The 26606-nt window shown below is 57.0% G+C and carries 30 protein-coding genes and 1 tRNA gene; 16 read left to right on the top strand and 15 right to left on the bottom strand.

The annotated features are described in order from the left end of the window. Window positions 1-41: 41 nt before the first annotated feature. From MW046_RS04685 to MW046_RS04675, 3 genes are read left to right on the top strand one after another with little or no spacing between them, the layout of a single operon-like run. Entirely contained in the window at window positions 42-1367 is a 1326-nt protein-coding gene (locus MW046_RS04685; RefSeq protein WP_247994408.1) for a M28 family peptidase, read from the top strand. Window positions 1368-1391: 24 nt separating this feature from the next. Continuing rightward, on the top strand, window positions 1392-2180 hold the full coding sequence (locus MW046_RS04680; RefSeq protein WP_247994407.1) for an NAD(+)/NADH kinase: 789 nt from the start codon (window positions 1392-1394) through the stop codon (window positions 2178-2180). A 24-nt stretch (window positions 2181-2204) separates the two neighbouring features. After that, the gene (locus MW046_RS04675; protein ID WP_247994406.1) at window positions 2205-2645 is read left to right on the top strand and encodes a DUF7313 family protein; all 441 of its coding nucleotides are present in this window, start codon (window positions 2205-2207) and stop codon (window positions 2643-2645) included. Window positions 2646-2745: 100 nt separating this feature from the next. Here MW046_RS04675 and MW046_RS04670 read toward each other — a convergent pair whose 3' ends face one another. From MW046_RS04670 to MW046_RS04655, 5 genes are all read right to left on the bottom strand, one after another. After that, a complete protein-coding gene (locus tag MW046_RS04670; RefSeq protein ID WP_247994405.1) occupies window positions 2746-3006 on the bottom strand; it encodes a DUF7314 family protein in 261 nt (86 codons plus the stop codon). A gap of 9 nt (window positions 3007-3015) precedes the next feature. Next, complete coding sequence (locus tag MW046_RS04665) at window positions 3016-3315, bottom strand: DUF7315 family membrane protein (protein WP_247994404.1); 300 nt, start codon at window positions 3313-3315, stop codon at window positions 3016-3018. 60 nt (window positions 3316-3375) lie between these two features. Continuing rightward, window positions 3376-3474: a DUF7989 family protein gene (locus tag MW046_RS19805; RefSeq protein ID WP_497007300.1), complete on the bottom strand. Its 99-nt coding sequence runs from the start codon at window positions 3472-3474 to the stop codon at window positions 3376-3378. A gap of 128 nt (window positions 3475-3602) precedes the next feature. After that, window positions 3603-4748, bottom strand: coding sequence for a pyridoxal phosphate-dependent aminotransferase (locus MW046_RS04660; RefSeq protein WP_247994403.1), 1146 nt, complete (start codon window positions 4746-4748; stop codon window positions 3603-3605). Beyond that, a complete protein-coding gene (locus tag MW046_RS04655) occupies window positions 4745-5233 on the bottom strand; it encodes an Lrp/AsnC family transcriptional regulator (RefSeq protein ID WP_247994402.1) in 489 nt (162 codons plus the stop codon). Before MW046_RS04655 ends, MW046_RS04660 begins: the two co-directional genes overlap by 4 nt. 115 nt (window positions 5234-5348) lie before the next feature. On the opposite strand from MW046_RS04655, the gene MW046_RS04650 reads away from it, so the two are divergent. Then, complete coding sequence (locus MW046_RS04650) at window positions 5349-5528, top strand: DUF7317 family protein (RefSeq protein ID WP_247994401.1); 180 nt, start codon at window positions 5349-5351, stop codon at window positions 5526-5528. 135 nt (window positions 5529-5663) lie between these two features. Here the strand turns inward: MW046_RS04650 and MW046_RS04645 are convergent, their stop codons facing one another. Continuing rightward, window positions 5664-6383 (bottom strand): hypothetical protein, encoded by a 720-nt coding sequence (locus tag MW046_RS04645; protein WP_247994400.1) that lies wholly within the window; start codon window positions 6381-6383, stop codon window positions 5664-5666. A gap of 356 nt (window positions 6384-6739) precedes the next feature. After that, a complete protein-coding gene (locus tag MW046_RS04640) occupies window positions 6740-7519 on the bottom strand; it encodes a methyltransferase domain-containing protein (RefSeq protein ID WP_247994399.1) in 780 nt (259 codons plus the stop codon). A gap of 388 nt (window positions 7520-7907) precedes the next feature. On the opposite strand from MW046_RS04640, the gene MW046_RS04635 reads away from it, so the two are divergent. Next, window positions 7908-8477: a thioredoxin family protein gene (locus MW046_RS04635; RefSeq protein WP_247994398.1), complete on the top strand. Its 570-nt coding sequence runs from the start codon at window positions 7908-7910 to the stop codon at window positions 8475-8477. 10 nt (window positions 8478-8487) lie between these two features. Here the strand turns inward: MW046_RS04635 and MW046_RS04630 are convergent, their stop codons facing one another. Together MW046_RS04630 and MW046_RS04625 are read right to left on the bottom strand one after the other, a co-directional pair. Beyond that, window positions 8488-9246 (bottom strand): iron-sulfur cluster assembly protein, encoded by a 759-nt coding sequence (locus tag MW046_RS04630; protein ID WP_247994397.1) that lies wholly within the window; start codon window positions 9244-9246, stop codon window positions 8488-8490. A 4-nt stretch (window positions 9247-9250) separates the two neighbouring features. Beyond that, a complete protein-coding gene (locus tag MW046_RS04625; protein ID WP_247994396.1) occupies window positions 9251-10297 on the bottom strand; it encodes an amidohydrolase family protein in 1047 nt (348 codons plus the stop codon). Window positions 10298-10405: 108 nt separating this feature from the next. On the opposite strand from MW046_RS04625, the gene MW046_RS04620 reads away from it, so the two are divergent. The 6 genes from MW046_RS04620 (at window position 10406) to MW046_RS04595 (ending at window position 15115) form a co-directional block, all read left to right on the top strand. Beyond that, window positions 10406-11452, top strand: a complete 1047-nt coding sequence (locus MW046_RS04620; RefSeq protein ID WP_247994395.1) for an NAD(P)-dependent alcohol dehydrogenase — start codon at window positions 10406-10408, stop codon at window positions 11450-11452. A 45-nt stretch (window positions 11453-11497) separates the two neighbouring features. After that, window positions 11498-11812, top strand: a complete 315-nt coding sequence (locus MW046_RS04615; protein WP_247994394.1) for a 30S ribosomal protein S24e — start codon at window positions 11498-11500, stop codon at window positions 11810-11812. 26 nt (window positions 11813-11838) lie between these two features. Further along, window positions 11839-13419, top strand: a complete 1581-nt coding sequence (locus MW046_RS04610) for a bifunctional N(6)-L-threonylcarbamoyladenine synthase/serine/threonine protein kinase (RefSeq protein ID WP_247994393.1) — start codon at window positions 11839-11841, stop codon at window positions 13417-13419. An 86-nt stretch (window positions 13420-13505) separates the two neighbouring features. Beyond that, complete coding sequence (locus MW046_RS04605; protein WP_247994392.1) at window positions 13506-13775, top strand: DUF5808 domain-containing protein; 270 nt, start codon at window positions 13506-13508, stop codon at window positions 13773-13775. 46 nt (window positions 13776-13821) lie between these two features. Continuing rightward, window positions 13822-14466: a non-canonical purine NTP pyrophosphatase gene (locus MW046_RS04600; protein ID WP_247994391.1), complete on the top strand. Its 645-nt coding sequence runs from the start codon at window positions 13822-13824 to the stop codon at window positions 14464-14466. A 409-nt stretch (window positions 14467-14875) separates the two neighbouring features. Then, on the top strand, window positions 14876-15115 hold the full coding sequence (locus MW046_RS04595; protein ID WP_247994390.1) for a hypothetical protein: 240 nt from the start codon (window positions 14876-14878) through the stop codon (window positions 15113-15115). 155 nt (window positions 15116-15270) lie between these two features. Here MW046_RS04595 and MW046_RS04590 read toward each other — a convergent pair whose 3' ends face one another. Together MW046_RS04590 and MW046_RS04585 are read right to left on the bottom strand one after the other, a co-directional pair. After that, on the bottom strand, window positions 15271-15732 hold the full coding sequence (locus MW046_RS04590) for a DUF7384 family protein (RefSeq protein ID WP_247994389.1): 462 nt from the start codon (window positions 15730-15732) through the stop codon (window positions 15271-15273). Window positions 15733-15869: 137 nt separating this feature from the next. Beyond that, complete coding sequence (locus MW046_RS04585; RefSeq protein WP_247994388.1) at window positions 15870-16523, bottom strand: potassium channel family protein; 654 nt, start codon at window positions 16521-16523, stop codon at window positions 15870-15872. Window positions 16524-16651: 128 nt separating this feature from the next. Between MW046_RS04585 and MW046_RS04580 the strand changes: the two genes are divergently transcribed. The 3 genes from MW046_RS04580 to MW046_RS04570 all read left to right on the top strand — a co-directional run bounded on the left by MW046_RS04580 (window position 16652) and on the right by MW046_RS04570 (window position 21943). Continuing rightward, entirely contained in the window at window positions 16652-18496 is a 1845-nt protein-coding gene (locus tag MW046_RS04580) for an ArnT family glycosyltransferase (protein WP_247994387.1), read from the top strand. A 222-nt stretch (window positions 18497-18718) separates the two neighbouring features. Then, window positions 18719-20005, top strand: coding sequence for a tRNA pseudouridine(54/55) synthase Pus10 (locus tag MW046_RS04575; protein WP_247994805.1), 1287 nt, complete (start codon window positions 18719-18721; stop codon window positions 20003-20005). Window positions 20006-20245: 240 nt separating this feature from the next. Further along, window positions 20246-21943, top strand: coding sequence for a type IV secretory system conjugative DNA transfer family protein (locus MW046_RS04570; protein ID WP_247994386.1), 1698 nt, complete (start codon window positions 20246-20248; stop codon window positions 21941-21943). A gap of 42 nt (window positions 21944-21985) precedes the next feature. Here MW046_RS04570 and MW046_RS04565 read toward each other — a convergent pair whose 3' ends face one another. The 3 genes from MW046_RS04565 to MW046_RS04555 form a co-directional block, all read right to left on the bottom strand. Next, window positions 21986-24046 carry an MBL fold metallo-hydrolase gene (locus MW046_RS04565; protein ID WP_247994385.1) on the bottom strand — a complete coding sequence of 687 codons (2061 nt, stop codon included), beginning with the start codon at window positions 24044-24046 and terminating at the stop codon, window positions 21986-21988. A gap of 2 nt (window positions 24047-24048) precedes the next feature. Continuing rightward, window positions 24049-24408: a hypothetical protein gene (locus tag MW046_RS04560; protein WP_247994384.1), complete on the bottom strand. Its 360-nt coding sequence runs from the start codon at window positions 24406-24408 to the stop codon at window positions 24049-24051. 167 nt (window positions 24409-24575) lie between these two features. Then, window positions 24576-24950: a hypothetical protein gene (locus tag MW046_RS04555; RefSeq protein WP_247994383.1), complete on the bottom strand. Its 375-nt coding sequence runs from the start codon at window positions 24948-24950 to the stop codon at window positions 24576-24578. 422 nt (window positions 24951-25372) lie between these two features. On the opposite strand from MW046_RS04555, the gene MW046_RS04550 reads away from it, so the two are divergent. After that, window positions 25373-25621 (top strand): hypothetical protein, encoded by a 249-nt coding sequence (locus tag MW046_RS04550; protein WP_247994382.1) that lies wholly within the window; start codon window positions 25373-25375, stop codon window positions 25619-25621. A 551-nt stretch (window positions 25622-26172) separates the two neighbouring features. Further along, on the top strand, window positions 26173-26433 hold the full coding sequence (locus MW046_RS04545; protein ID WP_247994381.1) for a hypothetical protein: 261 nt from the start codon (window positions 26173-26175) through the stop codon (window positions 26431-26433). 89 nt (window positions 26434-26522) lie between these two features. Here the strand turns inward: MW046_RS04545 and MW046_RS04540 are convergent. After that, window positions 26523-26598 (bottom strand) — tRNA-Thr (locus MW046_RS04540). Between the last annotated feature and the right edge of the window lie 8 nt (window positions 26599-26606).

The following is a 26606-nucleotide window of genomic DNA, read 5'->3' as shown; positions in this document are numbered from 1 at the left end:
GTCATCGAACTGATTACTGTCGTGTTTGTAGTGTGTACTGTATGACCGACTGGATCGGTACGACGTTTACGAGCACTGTCGGATGGGAACACCTCGAACGGCTGGTCGACATCGACGACCGGATGGCTGGCAGTGATGGCGAACGCGAGGCAGCAGTGGCGACCCGTGACGCACTCGCAGAGGCTGGTGGATGTGAGGTCCATCTCGATGTGTTCGATATCCAAGGATGGGAACGGGAATCGAGTGCCGTCCGAGCCGGCGGTCGTCGCCACGAAAGTATCGCGTTGCCGCGCAGCCCTCCCGAGAACACCACTGGCGAGCTGGTCGATCTCGGGCACGGTCTTCCCGCTGATTTCGATGCCGATCTGAACGGATCGATCGTAGTGGTGTCGAGCACCGTCCCGGAGTGGTACGATCGGTTCATTCACCGCCGCGAGAAGTACTGTCGTGCGGTCGAAGCGGGTGCAGTTGGTTTCATTTTCAAAAATCACATCGATGGCTGTCTCGCCCCAACCGGTAGCATCGGAACTCCTGCCGAACCGATCGGTGCGATCCCTGCCGTTGGCGTGTCCAAGGAGGTGGGAGAGCGACTCGTCCGGCGCTTCGAAGGCGAACCAGCCACGGTGGAGGTCGGAGCGAACGTCGGTACCGCAACGAGCCAAAACGTTCACGCCGTGATGGGTCCAGACACGGACGAGGAGATCCTCGTTACAAGCCACCTCGATGCACACGACATCGCCGAGGGTGCGATGGACAACGGAATGGGGACGGCTATGGTCGTCGAACTCGCCGCTGCGCTCGCAATGCGTGAAGACGAGCTAGAGACACGAGTGCGGTTCGTCGCGTTCGGCGCAGAGGAAGTCGGCTTGTGTGGCTCCGAACACGAAGCCGATCGGATCGATCTCGATCGGATCAAGGCCGTCGTTAACAACGACGGTGTCGCACGAAATCGAACGATTTCGGCGTTTACTCACGGATTTCCGGGTCTCGATGATGTCCTCGACCGGATCGCAGATCGATTCGATCACCCGATCTCGAAGATTCCCCACCAAAATCCCCACAGCGATCATTGGCCGTTCGTGCTTGAAGGCGGAGTTCCAGGGCTTCATCTCAGGAGCGAAACCGACAGCCGAGGTCGGGGATGGGGACACACTCGCGCGGACACGCTCGACAAGTTAGAACCGCGAACGCTCCGCGAGAGTGCGATCCTCGTCACCGAACTCCTCGTGTTACTCGCACGCGATGAGACGTCGCTCCATCACCGCCCACGAACGGAGATCATCGCAGCATTACAACGAGAGGGCAAAGCCGAAGGACTGTCGCTCATCGGTGATCTTCCGGACGATGGATCCTCGAAAGTCGTTTAGCAAGGCGGACCAACAACGCTACTGATGACCGACCCACGAGTTGGTGTCGTCGGCGATGCGGTCGAGCCGGTCGTAACCGCGGTCGAATCCGGTGGTGGGACTCCACTCGTCGATCATCGCACCGGACAGAACGACGATATTGCGTTCATCGTCGCTGTGGGAGATCCAGCACTCCGATCGCTCGTTCCGGATCCATCAGCCCCGATCCTCCCAATCGGAACCGACACGCCCGGCCTCGGTTCGCTCTCTCTGGACCGGGTTCAAACGGAGCTACCGTGGTTGCTTGACCTGTTTTCGTCGGATCGAGACCGACCCAACGACCACGCCGATACCGAACCCCAGCAGCTCACCGTCACACATCCGGTCATCGGAATCGGTCGGTCCGATGGACTCATTCACGCGCTCGCGGACGTGACGTTGATCACCGAAGAGCCAGCGCGCATTTCCGAGTACACTGTCGTCGCTACTCACGGCCAGCGACGACAGCGAATCATGAGCGTCCGAGCCGACGGCGTCGTGGTCGCTACCCCTGCTGGGAGTCACGGCTATGCTCACGACGCTGGAGGGCCGCGAATCGCGGCCGAAACCGACGTCGGCGTCGTCGCTCCGATCGCGCCGTTTTCGATCGATGCCGACCACTGGGTCGTCTCGCTGTCGGACGTTCAACTCACCGTCGACCGGGACGATACGGCCGTTGAACTCCGCGTCGATGGGCGTCAGGTCGGAACCGTTTCGCCCGCCGAGCCACTCCGCTTGCAGCCAGTAACGACGATCGAAACGATCGACATCGAACGAGGATTGGAAAGGCTCTAATGGAAGCACCTCTCCGGTGTAGGTATGGTACTAGCGGCTTCGCTGTTCGGCCCGATCGACACGATCATCGGTCCACAGATCGAACACGTGCTTTTCGTTCTCGCAGTGGTGAACGTCATAGCCCGTGCTGTCGGGCATCGAACGGTCGTTCGTCAGGCCGAAACGGACGGTGCAGAAGCGATCGAACGCCATCCCGCACTCGTCGGGACGAATCTACTGCTCATCCTCGGCGCGTTTTATTATACGACGCTGGAATACCACGCCGGTGTCGTGATCTCGACCCTCGTACTCGGTATGGCACTCACCGATTTTTTCGAGTTCGAAGCCAGAAAGGTCGAAGTTCGACAGGAACTCCCTCTCGAACGACCGAAAGGCGCGATCGCTGCCTCCCTGTTAGTGGTCTTGTACGCCGGGTATCTCAGTTTGTTTTTCCTCATCCGACCGTACTGGACCCAAATCGTGTGACTTCGTAGTGAGCACCGCGATCCGTCTCCGCGTTTGAACGCGATCTATAAACACTGTTTCTCGTCTCCTGTCGACGAACGAAGAGGTTGGTCCGACACGATCACTCGGTGGCCATCGCCTTCCGTAGCTCGCGCCCGGCGGGAATGAACACCCAGAACGTCAGCGTTCCCAAGAGGGCGAACCACAGCAGCCCTGATTTGAACGTGAGCGCGAACTGGTCGAGCATCTGTAAGTTCTCCGGTGCTGCCGCCGAGAGCTGTGCCTCCTCGAAGCCCGGCGTGTTGTACCAGCCAGCGATAACCATCCATCCGAGCATGCTGGTCGTGAGGATGGTGAACCCCTTGATGAATTCGTCGGCCATTATCGGCTGTTAGTCACCGTCGTCTTTAGCGTTTCCCATTCCCATTCCAGCGGTTCGAAACCGGGTCGAGAAGACGTACACCGCCGATCCTGCGATGATCGCCGCGACTCCGAGCAGGGCGAGCGGAACGTCGATCTCACTCGCTGGAGCCTGAGCCTGTTGAGTCGCCGTATCCAGCACAGCGAACCCCGCCACGACTGCGGCCCCAGCGATGAGCGTCGAGAAAACGGTAACGATCTTATACACCGACAGAGGAACGATCACGTCACCGTCTTCTGTAGACTGCTCGGATCCGTTGGTGTCGGCCATACGAAAACTGACGCGGTCAGGCTACTTCACTTCCCTCACTTCGAGGGTCTACAGCTGTTTTTACTCGACGTCCGTCTCGTATCCCCGCTTCCACACCCGTTCGATCGACTCTCCAGCTGGTGGTGTGTGGGATACGTCTTTTAGCGTCTTGTCTTCCATCGTGTTATAGTGTATCACGGGGTTGTATTTAAGAACTTCTTGTGATGGATGTATATTCCTTAAATACATCTGATGAACATCTATTCTTCAACTAGTGATGGCTGATCCGATACGATCCCGGGGATGGATCACTGCAGGAACCGTTCGAGTCGATTCATCGCAGTTCGGAGGTCTTCCAAGCCGGTCGCATACGACAGACGAAGGTGTCCTGACCCGCCTTCTCCGAAGGCCGTGCCGGGAACCATTGCGACCTTCTGTTCTTCGAGGAGCGCCTCGGCGAACGCCCCGGCGTCGTTCCATGGAGATTCAGGGAAGACGTAGAACGCACCAGTCGCCTCGAAGCAGTCGATACCCATCTCCTCCAAGCGCGAGAGCACGAACTTCCGACGACGGTCGTACTGGGTTCGCATCGCTTCGACGGAGTCATCACACGACTGAAGGGCTTCGATAGCGGCGTACTGTGGAGTCGTGGGCGCGGACAACATCGTGTACTGGTGAACGCGGTTCATCGCGTCGATCACCTCACTCGGCCCGAGCGCGTACCCTAGTCGGAGTCCGGTCATGGCGTACGCCTTCGAGAAGCCGTTGTACACCACTGTCCGATCTTTCATCCCTTCGAAGCTGGCGATAGAGGTGTGCTCACCGACGTACGTGAGATCGGCGTAGATCTCGTCGGAAAGCACTGTGAGATCGTGCTCGCGGGCAAACGCGGCCACCCGGGCGAGTTCTTCTCGTGTCATCGTCGCGCCAGTCGGGTTGTTCGGATAACAGAGCACGAGCAGATCGGCATCCCCAGCTCCGGCCTCTTCGAGCACCTCGGGCGTGAGCACGAACTCGTCTCGTGCTCTCGTTTGGACTGGACACACTGTCCCGCCCGCGAAGATGGCACTCGGAACGTAAGAGACGTATGAGGGCTGAGTGACAGCCACGACGTCGCCTGGATCGACGAGTGCACGAAACGTCAGATCGAGCGCTTCGCTCGCACCCGCCGTCACGAGGATTTCTTCGTCCGGGTCATAGGTGAGATCCCACTTCTCGATGTGGTCCGCGATGGTCTCACGCAGTTCGCGCTTCCCCCGATTGGCGGTGTATGATGTGCGCCCCTGCTCGATAGAACCGATAGCCGCTTCCCGCGCCCGCGAGGGAGCAGTAAAGTCCGGTTCACCCACGCCAAGGGAGATCACGTCATCCATTTCCTCGGCAAGTTCGAAAAACCGACGGATTCCTGAAGGGGGGACCTGACGAACACGCTCGGCGATCGACGGTCCCGTCATGGCGTGACCGACAGGCGGTCGTCGTCGTGCCCGTCACTGAATTCGATCCCGTTTTCTTTGTAGCTCTCCATCACATAGTGGGTGACCGTCTGGGTGACTTCCGGCACTGGAGCCACTTGCTCGCTGATGAACCGGGACACCGCACCCATCGAGTCAGCTTCGACATCGAGGGCGAAATCGAAATCTCCACTCACCAGACGGAGCGAGCGCACCTCCTCGAACTTCACGATCCGTCGTGCGATGTCGTCGTACCCCGTCTCACGATCGAGCGCCACGTTGAGTTCGACGGTGGCCCGAACCGGCTCCGAGTCGGCCTGACTCCAGTCCACCACGGCCTGATACCCCCGAAGAACACCGTCCTGTTCTAAGGTGGTTATCGCTTCCTCGATCTCGTTTTCGTCTCGACCGGTGAGACGCGCGAGATCACTCACGGAGTAGCGGGCGTTCTCGCGCAACAGACCGAGCAGTTCGGCTCGTGTGTCCATGCCGGAATTGGCGATGACGCCGGCAAAAAGCCTTGCTACACAGTGAGATCCTACGGCATATAATGAGATATAACCTCACAGTATGCTTATAGGGTATTGAGACACATTATGACGTATGCGCCAACACGCGGTCGTGGCTGCGATATCATTGTACCAGTCGGGAACGCTGACGCTCGAACAGGCGGCCGGCTACGCCGGTGTGACACCGGAAACGATGTACAAGCGACTTCAGGGTAACGGTATCAACGTTCGGGAGACGACGGCTCCAGCGGGTGAACCGGCGACCGTGAGATAACGCTCTCTTACGTTTTTGGTGGATAACTGTACTTCTCTGTGAGAAGCATCCGCATATTCTCCCTCAGGATGAAACCGCACCATGCCACCATATTCGACAGGAGTCGGGCGTGCTACCAACATCGTGCTTGTGTTGCTATCGAAGCCGGACGCCGTTGAGATACAGCCCGTTGAACAGGATGATCCCGCCGGAAGCACCCCATATGACCTTCGCGATGAAAATATCGGTACGACCGGCCACTAGAAGTATCGCAACGCCGAGGACGGCAATGCTGGCTCCAAATAACCGGTGTCTGAGAGGGATGCTGAGCATGTGCAGCGGACCGATCGAAAACAACCGATCCAGAGCCGTGCTGGACGACATCTCTGAATTTTGCCTTCTTGCTGTGTATAGGAGTATGAGCCACACAAGACCGATACATAAGAGAGTAGCGCAAATATCTGTCAATTCCATAAGTGTCAGGAGTCGAGAGAACGGGTTGCCAGCGATCGGGGTAAACGGATCCATTGTCGGATGAGTAATACTATCGAGCGTGACATGAAACAACGTGCCGATGAAAGCCGGGACAACGAGACCAGTGAGGCTGCCTGTATCAGATCGCCATCGATCGAACTGGGTTGGGTACTGGCGCGCACCCAGTACCATTCCGCTTGTGAGGACACCAGCGACGACGGCACCACCGAGATACGTGTGTTCAACCCAGTGGTACGGTCCCGGTAACACTCCGAACAACACGAGTGCTGGCCAGATATCGAGAACCACGCTAGCAGTACAGAGTGTCAGGAGATCGATCCGGCGGCGAAGCGGAAGGCCGATCAGTAGTGCTGGACCGAGATGGTAGAGCGTGAACGGCATCGGTACACACTCCGATATGGAAGTAAAAAGGTGTTTACGAGTATCGTATAGTAGCTAGGGTGGACCCTATGCCTTCTACTGTCCTAGCCATTGTCTCTATCTCTTGGTTTCTATAGAAGAGCGGTGTGTAAGACATCCCTCAACAACATGTTTGCCCAGCGAGCGGAGGCGAAGCGGTCGCGGTGCAGGTAGGTCACTTACTGCTACCACCCTGTCCGCCACACTCGGGGAAGCTTGCTCACCCCGTGTCACTGCGTGTTGATATATGTGGATAGCTCTGTTGAAATCTTTAGACGACTATACATACTCTCAACCAGACGCTCTGAGCGGTTGATAGAGAGGGCAAAGACAGTAGCCTACTCAGGTTTACGAACGAGGTAGAGAAAGGCCGTCCCACAGGAGAGGAATTGGTCAGCCTCGTCGAGTTCTCTCAGCTCCTGTTCCCAGGTCTCGATTTCGGCGTCGTCAAACGTATCGCTCGCCTGTAAAAATCGCCGCTGTATTTCAATCCCTCGCTCAATCTGAGCGTTAATCTCGGTCTGAATCTTTGCACGTGGAATGACTTTCTCAACGCTGAAGCCGGTCTCAGGAAGCAATCCGACGAGGCGTGTCCCACGTTGCCGATCGGTCATCTCAGACCGATAGATGTCGTCGGCACGCTGCATCCGGTCAGTCGGGGTATGCTTGACGTGCGTCCGCCTGTCGCCTGCAGTGACAGCCATTCGGCCATCCCGTTTGATTACGCGATAAAGCTCATTCAGTGCCGATTCAACATCGGAAATCTGAGAAAACACCTGTTTGGCGATAGCGAGGTCGTATCTCCCATCTGCCACCGGCAAGTCGGTGATATCTCCCTGCTTGAATGACACCTGTGAGAAATCGCCGCACCGGTCTTTGGCCGCGGCTAGCACCTCCTCGTTTAGATCAATACCGGTGATACTTCCTTCTTCTGTGATATGCTGGGCGAGAGCTGCTGTCTCGAAGCCAGGGCCACACCCCACCGAGAGTACCGATTCGTCAGGACGTAGGGCTAATTGGTCAATAACGAATTTCCGAAACTCCTCTTCGGTGGTGGTTGTGAGTAGTCTGTCCCACAGTTCTCGCTCTTCTTCGTCGGAAGGCTCATCTTTTGCCATCGCGGTTATTTCTCTTTCTAATATGGAATTATTATGGTGATCATGTAATTCTTTCCAACTTTATAATTACTCTAATTTTCATCAAATTCTGCCCATCCAAACCGTGATAGACACCTGTACAATTCACGGGTGCTATGAGACTAGATAGTTAGCATCAGCAAACACGTTCATGAACGACGCGATGGTGCGGTGGTCCAATCCGTGTTCACGTTTGTGGATTCGCGCGATCGCTTTTGTCCTGGTCTAGTAGGCGGTAGCGGTGCGTGGTGGTACGTGAGTATGCTCATCGCGAGCGGTAGCCGGTGGCTTTTTTTCGCCCACGATTTTGCATAAGAGTGGAAAAACGTGGGGGCGAACACACATTGCGCTCGGATACAAGGATTCCAGTATGGCGCTCGAAAAGTCAACACAGGAACTCGAACGCGGCGATCAGGCACCGGCATTCGAACTGTCCGGTACGGACGATACCCAGTATTCACTGTCGGATTTCGAGGGGTATGAGGTCCTATTGCTAGTGTTCACGTGCAACCACTGTCCGTACGCGAAGGCCAAGATGGACGCATTGAACGCGATCGCAGCCGACTACGACGAGGTCGCGGTCGTGGGGATCAATCCGAACGACGCGGAGGAGTATCCCGACGACTCCTTCGAGCGAATGTGCGAACTCGTTTCGGAAGGAACGATCGCTTATGATGCGTATCTCCGTGATGAAAGCCAAACCGTCGCCCGTGCCTACGGAGCGATGTGTACGCCCGATCCGTTCCTGTTTACGAATGAGGATGATGGATTCCAGCTCGCGTACCACGGTCGGCTTGACGACGCAACCGGGCCGGACGAGGACCCATCGGGCGACCCGGGCTTTGAGATGCGCGCTGTCATCGACGCCGTGCTCGCCGGCGAGCCGGTGGAAACGGCTTTCCGTCCTTCGCGTGGCTGTTCGATCAAGTGGCGAGACTGATCCGGTTTCGTCATCGTTCGACCGAACCGCGTCCGTACCGGGCGTCCTGAAGCGCTTCACAGACCGCTCCTTGTCCGGTCATGTTCGTTCGGGCCGACCGGGCGCGGTGATGGACGCGTTCGAACGCCTCGGGTGTGATGGGAGTCCCCTCCGGGGTGACGAACAGTCGGTCATCGGGTTCACAGAGAATCCCCGTTTCGTTCGCTTTTTCGACGTATTCGGTGAGCGGCGGTGCTGGCGCGTACACCACCACCCCATCAGTGGCGATGGCCACCCGATTCGTCTCCTCATCGAACGTCAGATCTGTCCGTCGTAACCCGGTGATCTGTTCCGGATCGAGTCCCGCCCCAAGGAGCGTTTCCACCGCGCGGTACTGGCGGGCCAGCCGGGCCTTGGCATCGAGCGTCGCGCGCACCGCCTCAACGCCATCCATGGCATCCTCGAACACCGCATCGAACGCGCGGCCCTCGTTTACGCCGTTGGTGATCTCCTCGGCGTGCATATGATCGGCGAGTCGGACGGTAACGTGTTCGACACCGGACAGTTCGCTCATCGAATCGCGAATGTCGACCGCCATCATCCACGCGAACGCGGGCGAACACCACGCCGTCGGAAGCGTGAACCGGACGAACACGGTTGACTCGACACGAAGGTCGTCGATGTATCCCAACTCGACGATCGATCGATCGAGTTCGGGATCTGTGACGCTGTCGAGCCGATTTATGACCGCGGCTCGATCGACGGTGGGTGATGATTTGGAGGTTGTCATGGGATCAATCCGCGGCGGTTTCGCCGTCCTCGAGAGCGAACTGCTGACTGATGGCGTCGTTTTGCAGCGTTCGCTTTTTCTCCTTGATGTCGATGTCATACAGCTCCGCGGCGTTTTCCCCCATGATCTTCTTTTTGACGTCGGTCGTGAGCGAGACCCCATACTCCTCGCGTTGCTCGGGCGTGAGTTCGGCGTTCATCACCGTCGGTACTAGCCAGTCTGGTTCCCATAGCGCGTAGTCCGAACCGAACAGGAGCTTATCCTCCCCGAGCCAGAACAGCAACTCGCCCATGATCTCACCGAATTTCCGCGGGCGATTCTGTGCGAACGGTGCGGCGACCGCGAGCCCGCCGTACACGTTCGGCTCTTGGGCAGCGATGAAACAGAAATCGTCCAGTCGCGGTAATCCGACGTGCTCGACGATGAAGTTCAACTCGGGAAACGACGTGGCGGCATCGTCCACGTCGGCCACGTCGAACGCGTCCCGGTTGAGCGGTCTGATCGTTGGTCCCTTGTGTGGATGGATGTTCGTGATACCGAGCTCGGCGCATTTTTCGAGGTATTCGAATGCTTCAGGCGAATCCAACCGCCATCCCTTCGAGTCGCCGCGCCACTCCGCCGTGTACAGTTTCACCCCTTGAATCCCGTAGTCATCTTTCAGTCGTTCGAGCTCCTGGAGTCCCGCATCTCCGTCGCGGGGATCAAACTGTCCGTTGAGAACGAACCGCTCGGGATACTCAGTCGCAAGCTCGGCGTTCTGATCGGTCGTGTTGAACCCTTCCGCGTAGAAATCCGTGAGATACGTCGGCTGAAAGATTCCCATGTCGACGTACCCATCCCGGAAGAGATCTCTGACCATCTTCTCCGGCCCGTACTGCCGGTACGTTTCGAGATCCCATTGGTGTTCTTCCGGTGTGAACGCCGTGTGATAGTCATAAAAACACTGTATGAACTGCTCTCCCCCCTCGTGGTCGATGTTCTCCTCGCTCGCGTCCCAGAGGTGGATGTGCGAATCGAGGATGAACACGTCCTCTCCCTCGTGGTGGTACATCCCGTTCCCTAGTGTGTTGCACGGTAACAAATGACTTTCGAAGCGATAGATATATAGAATAATCGAACGATATCTTTTACTCCTTTGCGGCCTTTGTTAGATATTATCATGCAAGCTGCACGCCTCCACGAGTACACCGATGAGATGAGTAGTGCGCTTAGCATCGATGAGATCGACCGGCCGACGGTGACCGATCCCACCACGCTGCTCATCGAGATCGACGGAGCTGGGTGGTGCCAGACCGACAATCACGTCATCGAGGGGATGTGGGCGGAGTACGTCTCTCAAGAGCTGCCGATGACGCTGGGTCACGAGAACGCGGGCACCGTCGTTGAGGTGGGCGATGGGGTGACGACGGTGATGGAAGGCGATCAGGTCATCTGTCATCCCGTTCGGACGTGTGGGGTGTGTCGGTCCTGTCGGCTCGGCGAGGACATGTACTGTGAGAACCTCGCGTTTCCCGGGCTGAGCACCGATGGGGGGTTTGCGGAGTATCTGCTCACCAACGAGCGGTCGGTGATCACGCTTCCCGATGGCGTCGATTCAGCAGAGATCGCACCCCACGCCGACGCAGGCATCACCGCCTACCACGCCGTGAAGAAGGCGACCACCGAGCTCGTTCCCGGATCGACTGCCGTCATCATCGGCGTCGGTGGACTCGGTCACATCGGAGTCCAGTGTCTCTTGGCGATGTCGGCCGCCACGGTCGTCGCTGTTGACATCAAACAGGACGCCCTCGATCTGGCCGAGCGCCTCGGCGTCGATCACACTATCAATTCGAGCGACGAAGCCCTCGTCTCGGCCATCGATTCGATAACGGACGGAACGGGAGCCACTCAGGTGCTCGATTTCGTCGGAAGCGACGAGACGACTGCGACCGGTCCAGATATCGTCGCGTCGGGCGGCGATTACCACGTCGTCGGATACGGTGGCCACGTCCATCAACCCGCACAGGCACTCGTCGATGGCGAACTCGCCTACCGTGGAACGCTCGTCGGTCGGTACACCGAGTTACAGGAACTCATGGCGCTCGTCGATCGGGGCGACGTCGAACTCCACACCACTCACTACCCACTTGCGGAGATCAATACCGTCGCAGAGAAACTCGAACACCGTGAGATCGAGGGCCGTGCCGTCATCACACCGAACGGTTAGTGCTTCGAAATCCTTTTAGCTGTTTCGGAGGCAAGTATCGGTAACATGGACATCGAAATCATCAACGAAGAGGACAACCCGATGTTACACCGTTCGGATGTTCAGTTTCGGGTCGTTCACGAGGAAGCAACGCCATCGCGACTGTCGGTACGCGACAGTCTCGCGGCCATGATGAACAAAGACGCCGACGAGGTCGTTATTCACAAACTCGACACGAAATACGGGATGCGAAAAACCATCGGATACGCCAAAGTGTATCAGACTGCCGAACACGCACGAGACGTTGAGCAGTCGTACATGCTCGACCGAAACAAGATCGGTGCCGAAACGGACCCAGAGACCGAGACTGAAGAGGCCTGATCCGACGGCCAGAAACTGAAAAACAGATGCGCGTTCTCGGTATCGAGGGAACTGCGTGGGCCGCGAGTGCCGCAGTGTACGATTCAACGACTGAAACGGTGTCAATTTTCACCGACGAGTACCAACCGGAGAGCGGCGGTATTCATCCCCGCGAAGCCGCAGAGCACATGCGCGAAGCGATCCCCGAGGTGGTTGGTCGTGCCCGCGATTCGACCGACGAGATCGATGTCGTCGCCTTTTCTCGAGGGCCGGGACTCGGACCGTGTCTCCGTATCGTCGGGACCGCTGGGCGGGCACTGGCGGGAACGCTCGACGTCCCACTTGTCGGCGTCAACCACATGCTCGCTCACCTCGAAATCGGTCGCCACCGGTCGGGATTCGACGCTCCGGTGTGTTTGAACGCGAGCGGTGCCAACGCTCACATTCTCGGCTATCACAACGGTCGGTATCGCGTGCTCGGGGAAACGATGGACACCGGTGTCGGCAACGCGATCGATAAGTTCACTCGCCACGTCGGCTGGTCACACCCCGGTGGTCCAAAGGTCGAAGCCGCGGCGGCCGACGGCGACTACGTCGATCTGCCCTACGTGGTCAAGGGAATGGATTTCTCCTTCTCGGGGATCATGAGCGCGGCCAAGGAAACCTACGACGACGGTGTGGCGATCGAGGACGTCTGCTTTTCGCTCCAAGAAACGATCTTCGCGATGCTCACGGAGGTCTCAGAGCGGGCGCTGTCGTTGACAGGGGCGGACGAACTCGTTCTCGGTGGAGGCGTCGGACAGAACGACCGTCTTCGGGAAATGCTCGAAACGATGTGTGCTGCGCGAGGAGCGTCATTTTACGCCCCGGAACCACGCTTTCTCCGAGACAACGCCGGCATGATCGCGGTGCTCGGGGCGAAAATGGCTGCTGTCGGCGATGATATCTCTATCGAGGATTCCCGTGTGCGTCCGAACTTTCGTCCTGATGAGGTGCCCGTCACGTGGCGGACTGGCTCCGATCGTCGTTCGACAGAAACAACGAGCTCAGTCACTGACGATCCCCAGCGCGGGGCAGAGGCAACTGTCGAGATCGACGACGGGAACGTGGTCAAAACGCGGGTTCCGAAGGCCTACAGACATCCCGACCTCGACGAGCGGCTTCGTCGGGAACGCACCCGTGCGGAGGCCCGGGTGACGAGCGATGCGCGACGGATCGGTGTGTCGACGCCAGTGCTCAAGGATGTGGACGAACGAGAGCCTCGGATCGTCTTTGAACACGTTGGAACCGTAGACCTCCGTGACGATCCGACTGAAGCCCGTGTGCGGGATGTGGGACGCCTTCTCGCCACGCTTCACGCGGCGGACATCGTCCACGGCGATCCCACGACCAGAAACGTTCGTGTCGGCGATCGAACGTGGCTCATCGATTTCGGACTCGCATACCACTCCGAGGCGACTGAGGATCACGCAATGGATCTCCACGTGTTCTCTCAAAGCATCGCTGGAACGGCGCTCACCCCAGATCCCCTGATCGAAGCGTTCGAAGATGCCTACCGCGATGCTGGCGATCCAACAGTCATCGATCAACTACGAACGATCGAAGGACGTGGTCGGTACCAATCGTAAAAATACCCTCGCCCGGACTGCGAGAACTTCATAACTGATGACAAGTTGTGGTAAATGGTTTAACCATGCCGGACATACCACAGATTATGGTCGATAAGCCACAATCGGGTGAACTGTTCGGTGTGCCGTACAATTTTGAGCGTCCGAGTCTCGGTCGGATGCTGTCGGCCTACTGGCGTCCCGATGAAGGTATGTTGGTCGAAAAGCCGTTTGGGATCGGATACACACTGAACCTTTCCAACTGGCGGTCGTGGATCGTCCTCGCCGTAGCGGGCGCTCTGTTTTACCAACAACAAAGCGGAGAGGAGGATGAGCCGGCGAGTGACGACGAGCCGGTCGAGGTTATCGTCGACTGAACTGGGAACCGATGGTCATTTTCTGAACGGCGTTCGAGCGGTTAGTATGCTTCACTACGTGACAACGAACCCCGGGAAGGTTCGAGAGGCACGCGAGTATCTCGGTGACGATGCAGTGACGGCTTTCGACTACGACTATCCCGAAATCCAGTCCGAAACGCTCGCTCCGATCGCCGTGGATGGCGCGCGCGCGGCATTCGACCACGTCGGCGAGCCGGTCATCGTTGATGACGCGGGACTGTTCATCGACGGACTCGACGGTTTTCCCGGTCCGTACTCCGCATTCGCAGAAGACACCTTGGGCATCGAACGCGTCGGCCGTCTGGCTCTGGACGCTGGAGCGAGCCGAGCCACGTTCCGGTGTGTGATCGCCTACTGCGACGGTGAGCCGTTTTCGGCCACACCCGACTCGGTCGATCGAGGGCGGCGCGGCGACGATCTGGCCGTCGAGGAACGCGCCACCGCGGCGACTGACGACACCGTTGACGCGACGGGCGTGCCGGTCAAACTGTTCGAGGGGGCAATCCCCGGCCGGATCGTCGAGCCACGAGGCACCGGCGGCTTCGGCTACGATCCCATCTTCGAACACGACGGCACGACGTTCGCGGAGATGTCGATTGACGAGAAAAACGCTATCTCACACCGGGGGCGTGCGCTCGCCAAGTTCGCGGAGTGGTTTGCCGAGCGGTAGGGGGTCAGTTCTTCTAGTTGTTGGTGATTCTTTCGGCAGTGTCGGGGGCCGGGGACGACCATTACCGCAGACTCGGATGTCCGCTGACGCTTCACAGACACACACTGGACCAGTTGCTACTCTCTCTACGACGGCAGATTTTGCTCTAGACACCAAGAGGTCTCCGTTTGCCCCGCATTCGTAACTGTTGCCCGTTTCTAAATATTACAGAAAATACTAATATAGAAATTAATACATAGATAAATAGATTTCAGATTACGTCCACTACGCATTGGCACTGCCGTGTTTGTTGTGCTGTTCGTGGTTGGATTGACAGTCCCGTCGTTCGTAGCCGCCAACAGTAAGGAAGCAAACGAACCGAACGACGTGCAGGAATTCGCAATGCCGATCACTGGAACATCCACAGGCGGTGAGCTTAGTCAGCAAGGAGATCGATCGGTACTCCAAGAACGAAACGGAACTGGACAGTAGCAACGCACACCGGGATGTTGGGACAACGAGGCTTTCAACGACCGCGTCCCAATCCGGAGAGTATGCCCTCAAGGTTGAATCGGTTGCTGAGGTAACTCGAGGGATGCAGGACACGATTTATGTACCCGCTAGCGAGGCACCCACAAAAGAACTGCCAGAGATCGGATTCGTCGTCTGACGCCGAGGACGCTACTGCCACCCCTGAACCGGACGGGTCGGGGTCCAAACCGACGACGATCAAACCAGTGTGTTCGGACCGAGTTCACTGGTCCGGCTGCGATCGTCGCTCTCTTCGTGACGGCGTTGTTCGCGGTCCGTCGCCGATCGTAACGTTCAGTTTCGAGAGCGATCCGGTCCCGGATACGGTTCGTCGAAGGCGACTTCATAGAAGCGTTCGGGATCGAAGAGGGCGACGAACGCGTCGGGATGTTTGACGCTCGTTTCCACTCGTTTTCTGATCTCGATTCCGGTTTCCGCGCTCCTGAGGCGATCGTCGAACGAAAGGATGTGGGCCGCGTTTCCGTGGTACGCTGAGGCAAGCGCGGGATGATCCCCGGATGGGTGATCGACGGCCGACCGTTCGGGTTCGATCGTCTCGTACCACGCCACAGCAAGCTCCTCGGAAGCGAGCTCCGCGATTACCGCGCGAGCATCGGCGAGGAGGGGATCGCTCGCTATCAGTTCGATCCACGAATGCGACCGGATGATGTCGAGCGCCTCACGGGCACTCCCCCCGACGAGGAGATCCGCCGCGAGCACGTCGCTGTCGACAACGATTCGCGTTATCTCAGTCATCCCGACGGGCACTGAGCGCGGACTCGATCTCTTCGACAGTCACGTCGTACACATCGGCACAGTCGAACAGCGCTTCCCAGCTCATACGTCCCCGGTCGTTCTCTAGGGGCAAACGTTCATCGGTCGCTAAAGCGTTCTCAGCCGCTGAGCAGCCCGCGAACCTCAGAAACGAGATCGGGATCGGCCATGAACGCGATCGTATCCCCGGCTTCGATCGTCGTCTGTGGGAGCGGGATCGTCATCGATTCGCCCTCCCGGCCGTGGGCGTAGATGAGCGACTCTCCGGGCAAGTCGACACCCACGACGCGGTCCCCGATGATGGCCGCATCTTCACCGACGGTGACGCTCCCGGCCGATACGTTCTCCGTCAGTGCTCCGAGCACATCGAAATCACCCCCGTGCAGGGCAGTTTTCGCTCCTGCTGCTCCCAACCGTTCGGGATACACCACTTCGTCTACCTCCGCGGCGTACTTCTCGTAGATGTCGGCGTGATAGTCGTCGTCGATCCGGAGTACCGTCCGACAGTCGTATTGATCCGCGATAACGCACGCGCTGAGGTTCACGTTCAGATCGCCGGTCATCCCGCCGACCGCGTCGGCGGACTCGACGCCAGCTTCCAGCAATACTGATTCCTCATCCCCACTACCGGCGTACACCTCGAATCCTTCCTCTTTGGCGCGCTCGACCTTTTCCGGATCGGTATCGACGATCACGACTTCGTGGTCCTCTAACCGGAGGATGTCCGCCGTTCTGATACCAACCCGTCCGTAGCCCACAATTACGAACCTCATACGGTGGGAAAGAACAACTGATAATAAAAACGTTCGTCCGATCGTTCCGTCATTCTCGGAAACCACAGCCCAGAAGCCGAAAAGTCAAACTAACATCGTTTATATGCACTCCTCGTTGAAGCGCCTGTATGTGGCGTGCGATGGGTGACCTGCTGGGACGGGCGAAACAGCAGGTTACTGACGATCTCAAGACGGATCCGTATCTTCCGTATATTCTGGTAGCAGCCGCGGTATTCGCGGGTTTTTGGTTTTGGCATCGGATTCCGAACTTCGCAACGCGCGATGAGCGGTGGCGCATCAACAACGTGATGGTCGCCGTCGGATACTACGTCGAGGAGCCGACGTTGGAATCATTCCTCGACGGGATCGCGCGGGGACGAGCGTACGGAGCGTCGTTTTATCTCTTCGGCATCGCTCTTTTGCCGGTGTTCGCCGCAGCCGTCGTATTCGGACAGCTCGAGGCGTTCACGACGCTGCCCGAGCAACAAGCGTTCGACCTGTGGGCACACTGGCTCGATACGCCGCGTTGGATCTGGACGTGGGGGTTGTTATTCGCACGTCTCATCAACGTCGTGGTGGCTATCGCGTGCGTCTACGTCACCTACCGGATCGGAGTTACGATGCGTGACCGTCTCGCTGGGCGGCTATCGGCGTTCCTGTTGACGGTCACGTGGGGATTTCTCGCCATGGCCCACGAGGTCGGGGAAGACGTTCCCGCGCTGCTGTGCTTCTTGCTCGTCGTATACTGTGCGCTCCGATACGCCGAGACAGGTGATCGGGCGGTGTTTCTGGCTGGCTGTGTGTTTGGTGGATTGGGCATCGCGTTCAAACTCACCGCCGGTATTGGAGTGATTCTGCTCGGTGTCGCGTACGTCCTGTACGGATTCGAACCTGACACGGAGTGGAGTGATGCACTGGTACGACCGGGACTGTTGGGCCTCGGACTGATCCTCGGTGTGACAGTCATCGTCGTCGGCTATCCCAGTGTGTTTGGTGACGGAATCGAACGGATCATTCATCGGATGGACCGCGGCACGTCGAACAAAAGCAACGTTTACGGCTGGCTCGACAGACCAAGCTGGTGGTGGCTTCTCCGTGGCTATCTCGACGGGCTAGGACTGCCGTTGTTCAGCGCAGGACTCGCCAGTGTGGCGATGAGCGTCCCCCGTCTCTGGAAGCGATCGTCCGAAACCAACGGCGTCGTGCTGTCGTTGGTCTGTATCACGACGCTTCTGATAGTGTTCGCTCGCTGGTCCTACATTCGAACCCATCACCTCCTGCTGACGTTTCCGTTGGTCGTTCTCCTCGTGGGGGTGGGGTTGGCGCGTCTTCACGATCACGACCGCTCTCTTGCCCGCCCGATCATCGCTGTGCTCGTGGTTTCGAGCAGCGTGTACGCCGGGATCGGCGTGCTTGGCTACGCGACCCAACCCCGAGACGAGGCAACCGACTGGCTCCAGACACACGCCGATGAGGACGCGGTGATCGAAACGTACGTGGCCGATCCCCAAGAGGCTGCTATTCCTCACGGGATGACTGTCAGCCGCCCTCGATACGAACACATGAACGAAAACGGTGATCCCGTGGCGCGGGAGACCTACACCGGGTGGATACAGGAGATGCCCCAGCGTTGTCCGGAGTACATCGAGCTAACCTATCACAACGGCATTCTCCATCTCGCTCCGGACGACTGGAACGTCCGAGCCGAACGGCTCTCCTGGTCAGGACAGACCGACTATTACAGGGCGTTGCTTGCCGAGGACACCTATCCCTACTCCGTCGCAGCGACGTTCGGTCCTCGTCCAGCGTTCCTCGACCAACCCCCCCAGCGAAACGGCTGGCTGGATCTCCTCGGTGTTGGCGTGAATCCCAGATCGATCCAGTATGGTGACCCGCAGGATTTCGGTCGGAATCAGTACACTGTGATCCTCGAACGCACCGGCTCTTGCTCCCCACCGCCGAAAGAGCCATGATGGTATGAAAAAACATAACGTACAAATCGGTGCGGCCCAAGGGGGAAATATGGCCACCAACGGGTCTAACAAAACGGTGACAATAAAACACCGATGCAGTTGTGGAATGACGTTCGAGTCGGCCGAGCAACTCAGAGAGCACGCTCGGAGAGAACACGACGCCGTCGTGTGAGTTGGACTCGGAAGGACCAAGCCTTCGGCGCGATTGGTGATACTAACACCATGGACCTTCTTGCGCTTACTCGGGCGGCACTGGATACTGGCCCGCTTTGTGATCCTTGTCTTGGCCGACTCGTCGCTGATCGGGGGTTCGGTCTCACGAACACCCAGCGCGGTCGTTCGCTTCGGATCACCGTTGCTCTTGCTGACGATCATCCGTACGAGCCACACGCAGACGAAGAGTCGTGTTGGGTTTGTGAAGGCGAGTCCGCCCGTGTTGACTCGTTTGCGGAGCGGGCGATCAGGATGCTCGAGGGATGGGAGATCGATACCTACCAAGTCGGAACGCGCGTTCCGCCGTTGCTCGAAGAGAACGATCGGTTGTTGCGTGAGGACGTAGGACTCGAAGCGGCGGCAGGCGAACCGTTGAAACGCGAACTCAACCGCGAAGTCGGAAAACGGATCGGGGCAGCGATCGACGGCGAGGTCGATCTGGAGCGTCCCGACGCGCTCGTCCTCATCGATCTGGCGACCGATGAGATCGAACTGCAGGTGAACTCGGCGTTCGTTTACGGGCGGTATCGCAAGCTCAAACGCGACGTGCCTCAAACGAAGTGGCCGTGTTCGGACTGTGGTCAGACGGGCATGCGCCGGGGAAAACGGTGTGCGGCGTGTGAGGGGACCGGCTATCGGTACGGAACGAGCGTCGAACAGCAGACGGCACCGCTTCTTCAAGAGGCGATGGACGGCAGCGATGCGGTCTTTCACGGCGCTGGGCGCGAGGATGTCGATGCCCGGATGCTCGGGGACGGTCGTCCGTTCGTCATCGAAATCGACGAACCGCGCAAGCGATCTGTGGATCTCGATCGACTCGAAACGGAAATCAACGAGCAAGCCGACGCCGTCGAGGTGTCCGGACTCCGGGCCGCCACACACGAAATGGTCGAACGCGTCAAGCAATTAGACGCCTCGAAGACGTACCGAATGGAGGTAGAATTCGACGCGCCGATCGACACGGCAGCGTTCCAGGATGCGCTCGGCGCGCTTGAGGGTGCGACAGTCGAGCAGCGCACACCCAACCGCGTCGACCACCGACGGGCCGACATCGATCGAACGCGAACAGTGTACGATATCGAGGGCGAAGTCACAGACGAGTACCACGGAACGGTCGAACTCCACGGGGAAGGTGGCCTGTACGTCAAAGAACTCATCAGTGGTGATGAGGGACGGACCGAGCCGAGCCTCGCTGGACTGCTGAGCGTGGACGCTGTCGTGACGGTGCTCGACGTGACCGGCGTCGAAGGAGAAACCGAACCGTTCGAACAGTCCGACTATTTCGTTGGTTCGTGAACTATCTATCGTCCAACGAATAACGTTCGGTCGAAGACACAAACAACAGAATCATAGGATATATGTTTGAATTGAGTGAAGTTGGGACTACATGAGTGACCAAGCACTTCGATTTAAAATACATTCGCCACGATTACTCAAACATAACCGCCCACGATCGACGGCAAGCATTGTTCCCAAACTGTTTTTATCTAGCTTTGATATCAATGTCAGCAAAAAACAATATATGGGGGGACTCTGATGGAGATTGCGAGTGCTGTCAGCCTGTGGATACTAGCTGGACTTGTCGTGTTAGCAGTTGGTCCACTCTTCGTTGAGCGGCCGATGTGGAGTCCGTTTTGGCGCGGAGTATCCTCGATCTTCGATCCGCTGCGCGCAGTTCATTGGACGATCGTGCCGTTTCTGGTGCTCCTCGGACTGGGCTTGTTTGGGATATGGGTGCGTTCCATCCAGTTGATTCCGGTAACAGTGCTTTGGGGTGTGCTGGCTGGGCTGTCGCTCATGTGGTTCTGTCGTGGTCGATATCACGCGTATCGGTATTGGAAGGGATTGGGCGATGGGCTGGTTATTAATATGGATATCGAAAATACGAGTGAAGGAATCGGCTTGCTCGATCAGTGGGCTGGAAGCGTTGATCTGCCCAAGCGCTCGATTCTCGTCGCTGGGGCACCTGGCTCGGGAAAAACCGAAGCTGCGAAACATCTCGTCCAACAGCTATTGTTTGACCAGGATTCGTTGGTGTTGGTGTACGATCACAAGTCTGATTTCCAAGAATTCTTTGACTCCATCAATGTCGATTATATTAAAATATCGATGGAAGGTTCGACACATATCTGGAACCTTTTTCGAGAGTTCGATTCGAATCACGATGTTGATGAATTCGCTCGTGCACTCTTCCCCCAACTGAGCGGTGGCGACAACGACTTCTTCGACGATATGGCCCGGCAAGTGTTCGCCGCCTGCCTGAAGATGATGTTACACCGGAGCGACAAGGAGAACCTCTCGAATGCGGCAGTGCGCTACTATTTCCAGACACGGGGGGTTCAAGAGGTGTATGAGGATTTAAACGAGTACTCGGAGTTCCAGGCGGCCGCATCGGCCATTGACGTGGAGGCGAGTCCCAAACAGGCCCAGGGCGTGTATGCGTCGGTCCAGCGTGTCGTCAACAAGGTGTTTGTTGGGGATTTCGGAGACGAACCAGACGACGGGAGGGGTTTTTCGCTTCGTGAGCATACTAACGATCCACAAGGAGTTCCGATCGTACTCGATTTCCCGAAAGAGTCTGGACAGGCAACGAAACCGATCTTTCGATTTCTGATCGATCACGCCGCAATGTTTGCGATGCAAGACACGGATGAGTATTCGTATTTCGTGTTGGATGAGTTTGCCCAGATTCCGCATCTCCGACGGCTGGAGGAACTCGTCAACGTCGGGCGTGGGGAGCAAGTTGTGACGCTCGTGACTCTTCAGTCCGTTCAACAACTGTACGAGAACTACGGAGAGTCCGGAGGGGAGGCGATTCTGGCGGGGCTAGTATCGATGATCCTACTACGGCCGAACGATCCTCAAACCGTCGAATTTTATCGTTCAGCGATCGGAGAGGACTTCTCGGAGTACACCCAGCACGTCGGAAAAGACAGCTGGGACCGCAAGCGCCGCGAGGTCAAGGAGGTCGAGGAACATCCCTTCTCAACGGGCGAAATCCGCCGTTGGGATCCCGGCGTGGGTGTGGTCGTGAAACAAGCCGGGTGGTTGCATGGGTATATCTCGATGTTGAATGATACGACGCGAGAATTCGTCGAGAGTGTGCTCAAGCCAGCTGATCCAGCCAGTGGTAGTGATGCTACGGCGCTGCCTGAGAAGTCTTCGAGAAAAGCACTCGAACCGGGTGAGTCCACAGAGGAACAGCGATCGCCTGTACCAACTGATCACGACTGAGACGCATGATGCTCTCCAGCCATCCACCAAAGTGACGGAGACCTATCCGATACTGGGATCACCGCTGCTGGGTCCACTGTCAGTTAGGGTGGGGTCAGCATCGTCGCGGTCTGCATTTCTTTCATCATTGGATTGGGGCGTGGTCTCAGTGGCACGGTCACGCCCGTTCGTACGTTCGTCAGATTCTCGTTCCGGCGCTGTCAGCCATGGATCGGCAAATTTGGGGGGCTTCGAATCCACCCATTTACTGTTCGAGTCCACGGACGATACGAGACCATCGTAGTCGAGATCCATCCACCGTGGAAGGCTGCTAGGCTTGTCCACGGTGTGCTCATCCACGTCGGACTCGCCGGATGAGTCGTCTCCGTTTGCTCCGGCCGCTGTCACTCCCTCTTCTGGCTCTTGGGGTTCGTTGTCCGTGCTCTCGTTAGGTACTGCCTCGGTAGCTAATCCGTTAGCTGCTTCCTTGGTGTCCTTTGACGCTGTTGCTTCGTCTCGTTCCGTTTCTTCGGTATCATCGAGACCCGTCGCGCCGGTGGTTTGGTCTGTCGCCGGGTCGTTGCTCGGCTCGTTGGTGAGGTACCCGTCGCCAACAGCCATCTGAACGGCACCGTCGTCGCCGGGACGCAGCTGAATGTCCTCCTCTCCAGGCGAGACCCGAACCTCACTATCATCGAACGCGAGCGTCAGATCATCTCCAAACGAGAAGTCAGCGTCATCCTCCGCCCCCGGAGAAACTTCCATCGTAGTGCCAGTAGCTTCGTCAAGCGCTACTGTGAGTGTCCCATCGTCGCCTGTCGATAGTTCGAAGTCATCATCACTTGGTGATATGTCAACTTTGGTACCGTCTGTCGTCTGTGCGTCATCGGCGATCGACAGGGTGATATCGCCCTCGCTAAACGAAGCGTCGACATCGGTGTTCTCGGTGGGAGTGACGTGGAGGGTGGCTCCCTCGAGATCGTTTTGGTCTGTGGCGTTATCTATTCTCTCACTGATGGACTGGTTCATCCCACCAACGTCGGCCTCCGCTATCTGCTCGGTCTGGGGCGCTGTCTGTTCCGTTTCGGTCTCGTTGTCTGCTACTTGTGACAATGCCTGACTCGTGTCGACAATGGGAGCCTCACATGCCCACTTGGGCGTCTCCCCTGGTAAATCAGCAAACGGGAACTCCTCAATCTCGGCCAGTTGCTCATTGTCGAGATCGTGCTCTCGCCCGTAGTATTTTAGGGCGGCTAGGTCGACTTCTGAGAGCGCTTGCTGGCCGTGGGCTGCCTCAATTTGTAGCTCACCGTCTTCGATGCGGAGGCTTGTCGTCCCGTGGTATGCGGTCCAGTAGCAATCGATGTCATCCTCATGATCGGAGATTCGTTTAAGCGTCTCGTCGTGGGGATGCGCATCGTAGTCGTTTTTCTCTGTCGTATACCGATTGTCCAGTCCACTGGAGATAATCAGTGAGTCCGGCTGTGTGTGGGCAAGTGATTCGGAATCTGTTCCATTTTCTGCCCCGTGGTGGGTCACCTTGAGACTATCAACAGTACTGAGTTGATCAGCATGCTCTTCGACTAATCGGGTTTCAGCCTCACCTTCAACATCTCCCGTGAGTAGAACGCTCTTTTCATCGTAGGTGGCTTGAAGAGCGAGACTGTTTTGGTTTTGTTTTTTACTATTTATCTCTGGAGATGGATTCAACACCTCCACAGTGATTCCGTCAACATTGATTGAATCCCCTTCGTGAAGCGCTATCTCCTCAAGGTTATTTGCTTTAAGCGCATCTTTATACCGGCTCTTTGTCTTAGAGTTCTTTGTGTTGACGCCTTTTTGAGAGGGACAGTATGCCGTTCCAATCCTGTCTTGCCCAAATTCCTCAACAATCATTGCATGGCCACCAATATGATCGGCATCATAATGGGTAGCGACAAGATGATCAAGAGAGTCAATTCCACGATCATCCAGATGGGCGAGAACCTGTTCTCCCCGGTCTCGATAATCACCGGAGTCGATGAGCATTGTCTCTCCTGTGGGTCCCTCAAGCAAGATACTCTCTCCTTGACCGACATCGATCACATCCACACGAAGCCCGTCAGTGTCATTGCGGGCCCCCATCGCTATTGATTCTCTGGCTTGTCTGACTCTGCGCTTTTATCGGCAGAATTCGCACGGATACGCTTGTCCTGCTCTTCAGCTTCTGTGATGCGTTGCTCAGTAAGTGCCGAATCGTACGCTATCTCTATGAGTTCACCGTCTTCAATTGTCCCGTGGAAGACCGCAGTCCCGACTGCATCATCTGGATCAAGTTCAGGAACACTAGCTGCTGGGAGAACGATATCTCCGATAGGCCACTCCTCTGCCTCGTCAACTACGAGAAGAACGGCCTTGTTTGATTCAAACCGATCAAATTGAAGTTCATACTCACCATTGTCTGGGTCCTCTTCCCACCAGTATTGAGCACCGTCGAACGACGTCATAGCTCTATCTTATATCAACACCACAACCTGTATAAACATTGGTGAAGGGAGACTAAACTAGATGTAATATGGATTGGTATCGGTAGCATTGCTCCATTCGGTTCTCAGCTCCGATCCAGTACGTGTGCTCATCATACGTAGAATCTGAGACCATGGATTCCCTTCAGTCACTCGCCGCGGTCGACGTTTTCGTAGTCCTCCTCAACCGTGGTTACGACGTCATCGTAATTCTCTTCCAACCGCTCCTTCGAGCGCTCGGTCACCTCAGGATCGAACTGCATCCAAACGACCGTGTCGCCCTCGATCTCAGCGTTGTAGACCTGCCCGCTCTCCACGTCGTGGGGGATTTCGTCGACGTTCAGGTCGAACCAGCCAACGCTACTGTCCTGTTGGTAGACGACAAAAGTCACAAGGTCGTATTCGATCGAACTCGCTTCCACGCGTTCGTCTGGTTTCCACTCTGGTGACGTATTGACCCACTCTTTCACCTCCTCCTCGGAAAAATCTCGATTGAATTCGATATCTCGCAGTGTTTCTGACATATTCTGTATTACTATATTCCGATATATTCATGCTTCGCTAGTGAACTTCCCCGACCTACTCACTCGCTACGCTCGTTCGTTGAGGAAGGGGGCTTAGCACCTACAGTTCAGCTACCCGCCTCACCTAGAACAGTCCATCACTGTAGCTCAGGGCGAGAAAAACGGCCAGTCGTGAGTAATTCCCGTTCGACTCGGAGCGATCGAATTGGCGTTCATCCACGCCATCAACAGGCTCGCGACCTGCCGCTAAGAGTTGAACTGATCGATCAGCAATATTGACAATTATCTTTCCTGTTCGATAGCTTTTTACTCACGGATTACGATGAGAAGCACGAACGCCGCGTGACACACAAAGTGTCCGGGTGGTGGAAACACCCGAACGGCGGTGTTCGAGGTTCGCGGTTAACGAGCAGTGAACACCAATGGATCATAACGACACGGACGTAGAGAAAAGTATCGGTTGTGACCAGAACGATGAGGAATCACCTGCCCGAGAGACGTGCATCAAGCCGTGGTGTGAGGCGGCTGTGTACACCCGTATCATCGAAGAGGAGGGCGAGGGCGGCAGCGTCGAGATCAAACGTTGTGCCAAAGGGCACTTCGTCCGTAAGCGCTTGCTCGACGTCGACGGAGAGGCATACCGAACGTTCCGGTCGATCTTGGGACCGTAAGTCATTCTCCTCGTTTTTTAAGAAACAGACAGAACATCGCTGGTGACGATCGTGCGCTGTGAGGGCTGTGTTTTCCTGACCGCAGTGAGGTCGGCACGTTGTGGCGACCAGCACCCACGACAGCACGCGTCGATTACCGGACGGCAGCCAACCACTGCACGACGCTCAGTCGGTCGGAGCTGATCCAAGGTCGAACACCTGAACGAGAGTATGATACTTTGAAGTACTATACGTTGAGATCGAATAGCATCAGCTATGGCGGAGTTCGTAAACCGGAGTGAGGAACTCTCACGGCTGCGTGCTCTCTACGAGTCGGACGACGCCTATTAGGGATCCGTTCTTCCGCTTCTGGTTCCACTTCGTCTATGGGACTGGAGCAGTACGACAAATTCGGATAGGATGCGTACGAGACGCTCATCGAACCAGAGGTAGCTGATTTCGTAAGCACGTCGTTTGCGGAGTTGTGCTGTTCAGCGCTTCGGTCGTTGTACCCGGAGTAGACGATCACGCAGACCGGACAGTGGTGGTACGGCGAACACGAGATCGATGCCGTGGGACTCACTACTGGAGAGACCCTGATCGCTGGCGAATGCAAATTCCAGCAGTCACTGGTCGGATACAACGCACTCTCGAAACTTGAGCGTCACGTCAACCAACTCCGACGGACACCGAACAACGGCAGTGAACGAGTCGCGGAGTACGCACTGTTTTCACGGAGTGGATTCAAACAGTCTGTAACGGAAGCGGCTGCGAAACGGGACGATTTTCGGCTATTCACGGTCGAAGATGTCGTTACTGCGTTGAGTGCCTAGTCCACTCAGAGACATCGCATATTTCGTCGAAGGCAGCTATGCTGTGTGGGACTTTTGGAGGCGACAAATCTGGAGACAGTTTTCAGCAGAGCCAAGGATGGGATTTGAACCCATGAATTCTCGATTACAAATCGAGTGCTTGGACCGGACCCAAGCTCCCTTGGCAGCGTGTA

Origin of the sequence: Halocatena salina, assembly GCF_023115355.1 — an archaeon.
Lineage (GTDB): Archaea > Halobacteriota > Halobacteria > Halobacteriales > Haloarculaceae > Halocatena > Halocatena salina.
The sequence above is the reverse complement of the archived record's forward strand: the minus strand, read 5'-3'. Positions and strand labels throughout refer to the sequence as shown.

Excerpts from the sequence above, each read along its gene's own strand:
- MW046_RS04605 (WP_247994392.1), top strand. The coding sequence starts at position 13,506 with ATGGTCGATAAGCCACAATCGGGTGAACTGTTCGGTGTGCCGTACAAT.
- MW046_RS04630 (WP_247994397.1), bottom strand. The coding sequence starts at position 9,246 with ATGACAACCTCCAAATCATCACCCACCGTCGATCGAGCCGCGGTCATA.
- MW046_RS04565 (WP_247994385.1), bottom strand. The coding sequence starts at position 24,046 with ATGGGGGCCCGCAATGACACTGACGGGCTTCGTGTGGATGTGATCGAT.
- MW046_RS04610 (WP_247994393.1), top strand. The coding sequence starts at position 11,839 with ATGCGCGTTCTCGGTATCGAGGGAACTGCGTGGGCCGCGAGTGCCGCA.
- MW046_RS04660 (WP_247994403.1), bottom strand. The coding sequence starts at position 4,748 with ATGACGGGACCGTCGATCGCCGAGCGTGTTCGTCAGGTCCCCCCTTCA.
- MW046_RS04550 (WP_247994382.1), top strand. The coding sequence starts at position 25,373 with ATGGATCATAACGACACGGACGTAGAGAAAAGTATCGGTTGTGACCAG.
- MW046_RS04560 (WP_247994384.1), bottom strand. The coding sequence starts at position 24,408 with ATGACGTCGTTCGACGGTGCTCAATACTGGTGGGAAGAGGACCCAGAC.
- MW046_RS04635 (WP_247994398.1), top strand. The coding sequence starts at position 7,908 with ATGGCGCTCGAAAAGTCAACACAGGAACTCGAACGCGGCGATCAGGCA.
- MW046_RS04590 (WP_247994389.1), bottom strand. The coding sequence starts at position 15,732 with ATGACTGAGATAACGCGAATCGTTGTCGACAGCGACGTGCTCGCGGCG.
- MW046_RS04585 (WP_247994388.1), bottom strand. The coding sequence starts at position 16,523 with ATGAGGTTCGTAATTGTGGGCTACGGACGGGTTGGTATCAGAACGGCG.
- MW046_RS04620 (WP_247994395.1), top strand. The coding sequence starts at position 10,406 with ATGCAAGCTGCACGCCTCCACGAGTACACCGATGAGATGAGTAGTGCG.
- MW046_RS04645 (WP_247994400.1), bottom strand. The coding sequence starts at position 6,383 with ATGCCGTTCACGCTCTACCATCTCGGTCCAGCACTACTGATCGGCCTT.
- MW046_RS04640 (WP_247994399.1), bottom strand. The coding sequence starts at position 7,519 with ATGGCAAAAGATGAGCCTTCCGACGAAGAAGAGCGAGAACTGTGGGAC.
- MW046_RS04680 (WP_247994407.1), top strand. The coding sequence starts at position 1,392 with ATGACCGACCCACGAGTTGGTGTCGTCGGCGATGCGGTCGAGCCGGTC.
- MW046_RS04670 (WP_247994405.1), bottom strand. The coding sequence starts at position 3,006 with ATGGCCGACGAATTCATCAAGGGGTTCACCATCCTCACGACCAGCATG.
- MW046_RS04675 (WP_247994406.1), top strand. The coding sequence starts at position 2,205 with ATGGTACTAGCGGCTTCGCTGTTCGGCCCGATCGACACGATCATCGGT.
- MW046_RS19805 (WP_497007300.1), bottom strand. The coding sequence starts at position 3,474 with ATGGAAGACAAGACGCTAAAAGACGTATCCCACACACCACCAGCTGGA.
- MW046_RS04575 (WP_247994805.1), top strand. The coding sequence starts at position 18,719 with ATGGACCTTCTTGCGCTTACTCGGGCGGCACTGGATACTGGCCCGCTT.
- MW046_RS04665 (WP_247994404.1), bottom strand. The coding sequence starts at position 3,315 with ATGGCCGACACCAACGGATCCGAGCAGTCTACAGAAGACGGTGACGTG.
- MW046_RS04555 (WP_247994383.1), bottom strand. The coding sequence starts at position 24,950 with ATGTCAGAAACACTGCGAGATATCGAATTCAATCGAGATTTTTCCGAG.
- MW046_RS04600 (WP_247994391.1), top strand. The coding sequence starts at position 13,822 with ATGCTTCACTACGTGACAACGAACCCCGGGAAGGTTCGAGAGGCACGC.
- MW046_RS04580 (WP_247994387.1), top strand. The coding sequence starts at position 16,652 with ATGTGGCGTGCGATGGGTGACCTGCTGGGACGGGCGAAACAGCAGGTT.
- MW046_RS04650 (WP_247994401.1), top strand. The coding sequence starts at position 5,349 with ATGCGCCAACACGCGGTCGTGGCTGCGATATCATTGTACCAGTCGGGA.
- MW046_RS04615 (WP_247994394.1), top strand. The coding sequence starts at position 11,498 with ATGGACATCGAAATCATCAACGAAGAGGACAACCCGATGTTACACCGT.
- MW046_RS04570 (WP_247994386.1), top strand. The coding sequence starts at position 20,246 with ATGGAGATTGCGAGTGCTGTCAGCCTGTGGATACTAGCTGGACTTGTC.
- MW046_RS04625 (WP_247994396.1), bottom strand. The coding sequence starts at position 10,297 with ATGTACCACCACGAGGGAGAGGACGTGTTCATCCTCGATTCGCACATC.
- MW046_RS04685 (WP_247994408.1), top strand. The coding sequence starts at position 42 with ATGACCGACTGGATCGGTACGACGTTTACGAGCACTGTCGGATGGGAA.
- MW046_RS04655 (WP_247994402.1), bottom strand. The coding sequence starts at position 5,233 with ATGGACACACGAGCCGAACTGCTCGGTCTGTTGCGCGAGAACGCCCGC.